Origin of the sequence: Herbaspirillum sp. CF444 (assembly GCF_000282135.1) — a bacterium.
Classification (GTDB): domain Bacteria; phylum Pseudomonadota; class Gammaproteobacteria; order Burkholderiales; family Burkholderiaceae_D; genus Herbaspirillum.
The window spans coordinates 41,508-48,232 of sequence record NZ_AKJW01000006.1; the positions used below are offsets into that span (position 1 = coordinate 41,508).

Annotated in this window: 6 protein-coding genes; 5 read left to right on the top strand and 1 reads right to left on the bottom strand. The window is 59.4% G+C overall.

Features of this window, described 5'->3' with window-relative positions:
* Positions 1–671 precede the first annotated feature (671 nt).
* From dksA to PMI16_RS00675, 4 genes are all read left to right on the top strand, one after another.
* The gene (dksA, locus tag PMI16_RS00660) at positions 672–1,076 is read left to right on the top strand and encodes an RNA polymerase-binding protein DksA (RefSeq protein WP_034378678.1); all 405 of its coding nucleotides are present in this window, start codon (positions 672–674) and stop codon (positions 1,074–1,076) included.
* 391 nt (positions 1,077–1,467) lie between these two features.
* A complete protein-coding gene (locus tag PMI16_RS00665) occupies positions 1,468–1,839 on the top strand; it encodes a hypothetical protein (RefSeq protein ID WP_007875380.1) in 372 nt (123 codons plus the stop codon).
* A 126-nt stretch (positions 1,840–1,965) separates the two neighbouring features.
* Positions 1,966–3,984 carry a TonB-dependent receptor gene (locus PMI16_RS00670; protein ID WP_007875381.1) on the top strand — a complete coding sequence of 673 codons (2,019 nt, stop codon included), beginning with the start codon at positions 1,966–1,968 and terminating at the stop codon, positions 3,982–3,984.
* A 136-nt stretch (positions 3,985–4,120) separates the two neighbouring features.
* Positions 4,121–5,263: a branched-chain amino acid ABC transporter substrate-binding protein gene (locus PMI16_RS00675; RefSeq protein ID WP_007875382.1), complete on the top strand. Its 1,143-nt coding sequence runs from the start codon at positions 4,121–4,123 to the stop codon at positions 5,261–5,263.
* A gap of 21 nt (positions 5,264–5,284) precedes the next feature.
* On the opposite strand, the gene PMI16_RS00680 is transcribed toward PMI16_RS00675, so the two are convergent.
* A complete protein-coding gene (locus PMI16_RS00680) occupies positions 5,285–5,749 on the bottom strand; it encodes an Lrp/AsnC ligand binding domain-containing protein (RefSeq protein ID WP_007875383.1) in 465 nt (154 codons plus the stop codon).
* A 295-nt stretch (positions 5,750–6,044) separates the two neighbouring features.
* On the opposite strand from PMI16_RS00680, the gene PMI16_RS00685 reads away from it, so the two are divergent.
* On the top strand, positions 6,045–6,725 hold a 681-nt coding region (locus PMI16_RS00685), incomplete at its 3' end, for a branched-chain amino acid ABC transporter substrate-binding protein (RefSeq protein WP_007875384.1).

A 6,725-nucleotide genomic window follows, 5' to 3' on the forward strand; every position in this document is an offset into this window, starting at 1 on the left:
GGATTTGCATTTGTGCGCGTTGCGAGCCGGCGACGGCAACTGATCTACCGCAAACCGAGCGACTCGGGGAAGGGAAGTCTATGGGCGTCATCGCAAAGAAAACCGTCAAAAAAAGCACCTCGGGCGCGAGCAAGGTAGCCGCAGTCGGCACGGCAGCCGCCAAGTCTGCCGTCAAAGCACCAAAAACGGTCGCCAAAGCGCCGCCGAAAATGGCAAGCAGGGCGGCAACCCCGGTGAAAAAGACCGGCGGCGACAAGACTCCGGCAGCAGGCGGCAAGGCCGGAACAAGTGCCCCCGCGGCAGCAAAAACGGCCGTGGCGCCGAAGAAAAACGCAACTTCGTCGACAGGCAATGTTGTTGTAGTAAAATCCCTGACCGTTAAAAAAACGGCACCAGCGTCGGCGAAGCCCGGCACCGGGAAGAGCGCAGGCAAAGCAATCGATAGCATGCCCAAGAAGGCAGTACCATCGGCAGCAAGGGAAGTGGATTCAAAAGCGACCAAATCCGGCACCAGCGCAGGCGGCAGCAAAGCCAGCGCCGGTAAGGCAGAAAACCAGGCAACAAACCAGGAAGCAAGCGCCGGATTAAAGGATAAAATTGAAAAACCCGTAGTATTGAAAGTAAGCGAAGTGGCAACTAAAACTCCCAAAACTACCCCTGATACGCAAACCTTGCTCACGGAGGAACAAATCCTCAAGATGGGCGAGAAGGACTACATGAACGAAGCGCAGTTGGCTTTCTTCAAGGCCCGTTTGCAACAGCTGGAAAAAGATCTGCTCAAGAACGCAGGCGAAACCACTGAGCATTTGCGTGAAACCGTGTTGGTTCCCGATCCTGCCGATCGCGCGACCATCGAGGAAGAACACGCGCTGGAATTGCGTACCCGCGACCGCGAACGCAAGCTGCTCAAAAAAGTGCAACAATCCATCGTCTCCATCGATGCCGGCGAATACGGCTGGTGCGAAGAGACCGGCGAACCTATCGGTATCCCGCGTCTGCTGGCGCGTCCGACTGCAACCCTGTCTCTGGAAGCGCAGCAACGTCGCGAACTGAAGCAAAAGCTGTACGGCGACTGAGTTCCTGCAGAAATCCTCCTGCAATGGCGCCACCCGGCGCCATTCGCTTACTAACCTCCGGTTTTCGTCATTGTCCATCGCTGCATGGCGCGGCTTGGTTGTGTGCGTCCGTCCGATGACGTCGCGTTGAGTTCCCTGAAACGGCTCTGACAGCCGGTTTGTCGTTTCGCCGCCGCGATTATTTGCACCGGACGGCGAAACTGCTTCAAATTTCCCCTACATCTCTAAATGCAACAGTGTTGCAATATGCTGCTATAATTCGCCCTCGCCGGCGCACTACCCGGCATCCTCTTTTTCGTCGTCCATCGTCAGCAGAAACCCGACCACCATGGCCATCGCCACACTGCCGCCTGCATCCCGTTCTCGCGCTCCGGCGCGAGCGGGACGGCGCATGGGATGGGCATTGCTGCTGTCGCTGGCGCTGCTGTTTTCACAATTTCTCGGCCTGCTGCACGGCATTGCCCACGCCGGCTGGCCACCTGCAGCGAAGCAGGCTGCGGCGACTTCGTTCAACGCAGCCGTGTTCAACTACGTCGACGACGATGCGGATGACAAGACCGCCGGCAAGCAAGGCGCCGAACATCACAAGCATCATCATTCCTGCGTCGAATATGACGCCGCCGGCGGCGGCGCCGGCATCCATGTCCACTTCTTCTCTCCTCCTCTGATCCCGGGCGCGCAGGTACTTGCGCTGTGGCAGGCATTCGCCTCCTGGGATGCGCCGGTCGCCTGCCATTTCTCCTCGCGCGCGCCACCGCGCTGACAACTGAACCGTCGATTCCTTGTCCGGATTGCGATGCCGCAGCTGCGGGCTCACGCTCGTCGCCGCGATCGTCTCTGCCATTCGTCCGGGCAAATTTTCACTCTCATTTGTCAGTCAAGGAACACCATGCAAGTCCAGCCAACTCTTTTGGCAAGCGCCGTCCTGTCCGCGCTCGCCGCCATGTCCACGGTCGCCGTCGCGCAGACGGCGCCGCAGCAAACCGAGCAGCAACAAAAACTTCAGGAAGTAGTCGTCACCGCCAGTCCTTTCTCCTCTGAAGAAAGCGCGCAGATCCTGACGCCCGCCAAGATCCTGTCCGGCGACGAGCTGCGCAACAAGCTCGGCAATTCGCTCGGCGACACGCTGTCGCAGGAGCTCGGCGTCTCCGCCTCCAGCTTCGGCGCCGGCGCCTCGCGCCCGATCATCCGCGGCATGGAAGGCCCGCGCGTGATGATGCTGCAAAACGGCATGTCGACCGCCGACGTATCGACCGTCTCCAACGATCATGCCGTGGCGACCGAAGCGGCCACCGCGCGCCAGATTGAAATCCTGCGCGGCCCGGCGGCGCTGCTGTACGGCTCGGGCGCCATCGGCGGCCTGGTCAACGTCGTCAACGATCGTATCCCGACCGAACTGGTGGGCAAGCCGACCGGCCAGGTCGAAGCGCGCTACGGCACCGCCGACGGCCAGAAAAATACCTCCTTCGGCGTTGACGGTTCCGCAGGCCAGATCGGCGTGCACGTCGACGGCAACTATCGCGACACCGACAATTACAAGATTCCCGGCAACGCCAGGCAAGGCGACGCAACAAGCGCTTCCGGCCGTTTGCCGAATTCCTTCACGCATGAGAGCAGCGTCGGCGTCGGCGGTTCTTACATCGCAAACTGGGGCCACATCGGCGCCTCGCTGTCGTCGCTGGACGATCACTACGGCATTCCGACGGCGGAGAAGTCCTTCATCGACCTGCACCAGACACGCTACGACGTCGACAGCCTGATCAGGGAACCGTTCGCCGGCATCGAGTCGTTCAAGTTCAAACTCGGCTACACCGACTACACCCACACCGAAAAGAAGGAAAACGGCGCCGCCGACACCGTCTTCACCAACCGGGTACTGCAAACGCGTTGGGAACTGACGCACAAGCCTCTGGCGGGCTGGCGCGGCAACTTCGGTGTCCAGACCGAGCAAAGCAACTACGCGGCCTTGTCGGCGGTTGACGGCTCGCCGCAGCTCACGCCTAAAACCAAATCCAGCTCGTTCGCCGGTTTCCTTGTGGAAGAACGCAAATTCGGCGACGTGCTGGCCAGCGCCGGCCTGCGCCTGGAATCGGTGCAGCGCCGTCCGGAAGGCTTGCTAAACCGCGACTTCAATCTGTTCTCCTGGTCCACCGGCGCCTTGTGGAGTTTCATGCCGGGCTACGGCCTGGGCGCGACCTATTCCGTGGCGCAGCGCGCGCCGACCGTGGAAGAGTTGTATTCCAAGGGCCCGCACGATGCGACCTCGACCTTCGACGTCGGCGACAGCAGTCTGCAAAAGGAAACCTCGCACAACATCGAGCTGAGCCTGCAAAAGACCGAGGGCCTGGTGCGCTGGAAGGGCAACCTGTTCCAGAACAAGGTGAAGAACTTCATCTACGGCCGCACCAACGGTCAGGTCGACGACAGCGGTAATCCTGATCCCGCCGGCGAATTCCTGCAGCGCTTCTGGTCGCAGGGCGACGCCACCATTCACGGCGCTGAAGTGGAGGTCAGCTACAACCTCAACAACGAGGGCTTTTCGGTGCGCGGTTTTGCCGACACGTCGCGCGGCAAGCTGGACAACCAGGGCAATTTGCCGCTGCAGCCGGCCACGCGCTACGGCGTCGATCTCGGCTATCGCCAGGGATCGTGGGCCAGCGGCATGCGCGTGCTGCATGCGCTGAAACAGGATCGACTCGCCTCGTTTGAATCGACAAATACGCCGTCCTATACCCAGCTCGACGCCAACCTGTCGTATACCCAGAAGCTGCCGTCGATGCGCGTCACCTGGTTCATGCTGGTCAAAAACATGCTGAATCAGGATATTCGTCTGTCGACTTCGGTATTGAAAGATACCGTGCCGCAAACAGGCCGCAATCTGATTGTCGGCGTGCGCAGCGCGTTCTGATCCCGTCGGCAATCACTATCCGGCGAAAAGGACGCCTTTTCGCCGGGTTGTTTCAACTGCGGTCGATACCGGATTGCTATATCCTCTGTCTTGCCAAAGGGTGAAAACGCCGCCCTGGCAGCCTACAGGGGACGGTATGTTGATTATTCGCAATGTTTCTGCATGGCTGCTGCTGCTGGTCGCCTCTGCGGCCTCTGCCGCGCCGGCAATGCTGGTCGTCAAGCTTGGTTTCAGCGGTCCTTTATCGGGATCGCAAGCCTCCATCGGCAAGGATGCCTTGAACGGCGTACAGCTCGCGATTGATCGTTTAAACCAGCAAGGCACCCTCATCGACGGCAAAGTGTTGCGTTTCGAGTTGCTGGCAAAGGATGACGAAGCCGATCCTGACGTTGGCGCCATCCGGGCCAAAGAACTGGTCGATGCCGGCGTCCGGGCGGTGCTTGGCCCTTTCAATTCCGGCGTGACGCTGTCCGCGGCACCCATCTACAACGAGGCGGGCATCGTCTCGCTCACCGTCGCCTCCAATCCGAAAGCGACCTTGTCGCCGGCCAATCACGCAGCGAGTCAAGTCTTCCGCATCGCCGCCAGCGACAGTGACATAGGCAGCAAGATGGCGTTGTATGCCGCGCGCAACCTGAAAATTAAAGTCGTCGCCATTATCGATGACGGTTCCGCCTATGCGCAGGGGCTGATCGAGGAATTCCAGAAAACCGGCAAACAGAACGGCCTGCAAATTGCGCTGCGAGAGGTCGTCAGCGACAGGGCAAGCGATTTTCGCGGCGTGCTGAACAAGATCCGCGAAGCCAGGGTCGACGCCATCTTCTTCGGCGGCTACGCACCGCAAGCCAGCGCAATGCTCAAGCAGATGCAACAACTGGGGATGTCGATGCCGCTGCTCGGCGGCGACGCCTTGTGCTCCTTCACTATACTGACGCAGGCCGGCAGCGGCGTCGGTGAAGGAACATATTGCGTGCAAGGCGGAGTCTGGCTGACGCGGGTAGCGGACGGCGCGGTCTTTGCCGCCGCCTATCAAGCCAGATACGGCACGATGCCGGGCGTATTTGCGCCAACGTATTACGATGGCGTGTTGCTGCTGGAGCGGGCGATGAAATCGGCCAATTCGATCGATTCCCGTGTCTTCATGCCGGTACTGGCGCGCATACGCTACAAAGGCGTCACGGCCACCTATGAATTCGACGCCAAGCACAATATGAAGGACTCGACCGTGACTATCCTGCGCGTGAAGGATGGCAAGCTGGTGCCGCTGTCCAGCTTCTGAGGCCGGGGCGCAGCAGGGGGGTTATTTAATCGGCAGCCGGATCGTGCTCTTCACTTCTTCCATGACGGCGTAGGTGTGTGTTTCGCGCACGCCTTTGAGTTGCAGCAGCGACTTGCCGAGGAATTCACGGTAGGCGTTCATGTCCTTCACGCGAGACTTCACCAGATAATCGAAGCCGCCCGCCACCATGTGGCATTCCATGATCTCGGGAATGCTTTGGACGCTTTTCTTGAAGGCTTCAAAGACGTCCGCCGTGGTGCGGTCCAGCACCACCTCGATGAACACCAGCAGCGAGACATCCAGCAATTCCGGATTGAGCTGGGCGGCGTAACCCAGAATATAGCCGGCGTCCTGCAGCTTGCGCACCCGCTCCAGGCAGGCGGCAGGGGACAGATTGACGCGAGCGGCCAGGTCGACATTGCTGATGCGGCCGTCGTTTTGCAGTTCGGACAGGATCTTTTTACTAATTTTGTCGAGCGTAGCCATAGAATCTGAATTTTATTCAGTTAAAAGCGAATGGAGTGAATTAAATTCTGATTATAAGTGCAATTATCGGGACTAATATCATTCAAGAGTAAATAGAATCGAGCACCATAAAAAGCGTTGCGCCGGAGTCTGCACACAGACCCGGACGCGACAAGCCGACCAAAGCACAGAAGAGAGACCACCCGCCATGCCGTTATCTGCCGTTGCGCCTTGCGACCGTCTAGCCTTTGTTGCCGCCCGGCCTGAATTCAGCGATTTATCCCAAGCCTGACCTTCAACCAAGAGAGGAAACAACATGTATAACCGCATGCATATCATCGCCGCTTCACTTGCCATCATCCCGGCATTCGCATCTGCTCAGGAAGTGCAAACAGTGAAGATCGGTTTCAGCAGTCCGCTGACCGGGCCACAAGCCTCGGCCGGCAAGGACAACCAGGGCGGTTTGCAAATGGCGGTCGAGCGTCTGAACACGCAAGGTCTCGTCATCGGCGGCAAAAAGATCAAATTCGAAATCGTCGCGGAAGACGACCAGGCCGATCCGAAGTCGGGCGTGGGCGTGGCGCAAAAGCTGGCTGACCAAGGCGTCAAAGCCGTCGTCGGCCCTTACAACTCGGGCGTCACCATCCCGGCTTCGCGCGTCTACAACGACGCCGGCATCGTGATCGCGACCGTGGCTTCCAATCCCAAGATCACCCAGCAAGGCTTTGCCACGCTGTACCGTGTTGCAGCCAGCGACAGCCAGCTGGGCGGCAAGATGGCCTTGTATGCAGCCAAGGAACTGAAGATCAAGACCGTGTCCGTGATCGATGACCGTACCGCCTACGGCCAGGGCCTGGCGGAAGAATTCATCAAGATCGCCCAAGCCAACGGCATCAAGGTCGTCAGCAAGGATTTCACCAACGACAAGGCAACCGACTTCACCGCCATCCTGACCTCCATCAAGGGCAAGAAGCCGCAAGCCGTGTTCATCGGCGGG

Excerpts from the sequence above, each read along its gene's own strand:
- PMI16_RS00665 (WP_007875380.1), top strand. The coding sequence starts at position 1,468 with ATGGGATGGGCATTGCTGCTGTCGCTGGCGCTGCTGTTTTCACAATTT.
- PMI16_RS00670 (WP_007875381.1), top strand. The coding sequence starts at position 1,966 with ATGCAAGTCCAGCCAACTCTTTTGGCAAGCGCCGTCCTGTCCGCGCTC.
- PMI16_RS00675 (WP_007875382.1), top strand. The coding sequence starts at position 4,121 with ATGTTGATTATTCGCAATGTTTCTGCATGGCTGCTGCTGCTGGTCGCC.
- PMI16_RS00680 (WP_007875383.1), bottom strand. The coding sequence starts at position 5,749 with ATGGCTACGCTCGACAAAATTAGTAAAAAGATCCTGTCCGAACTGCAA.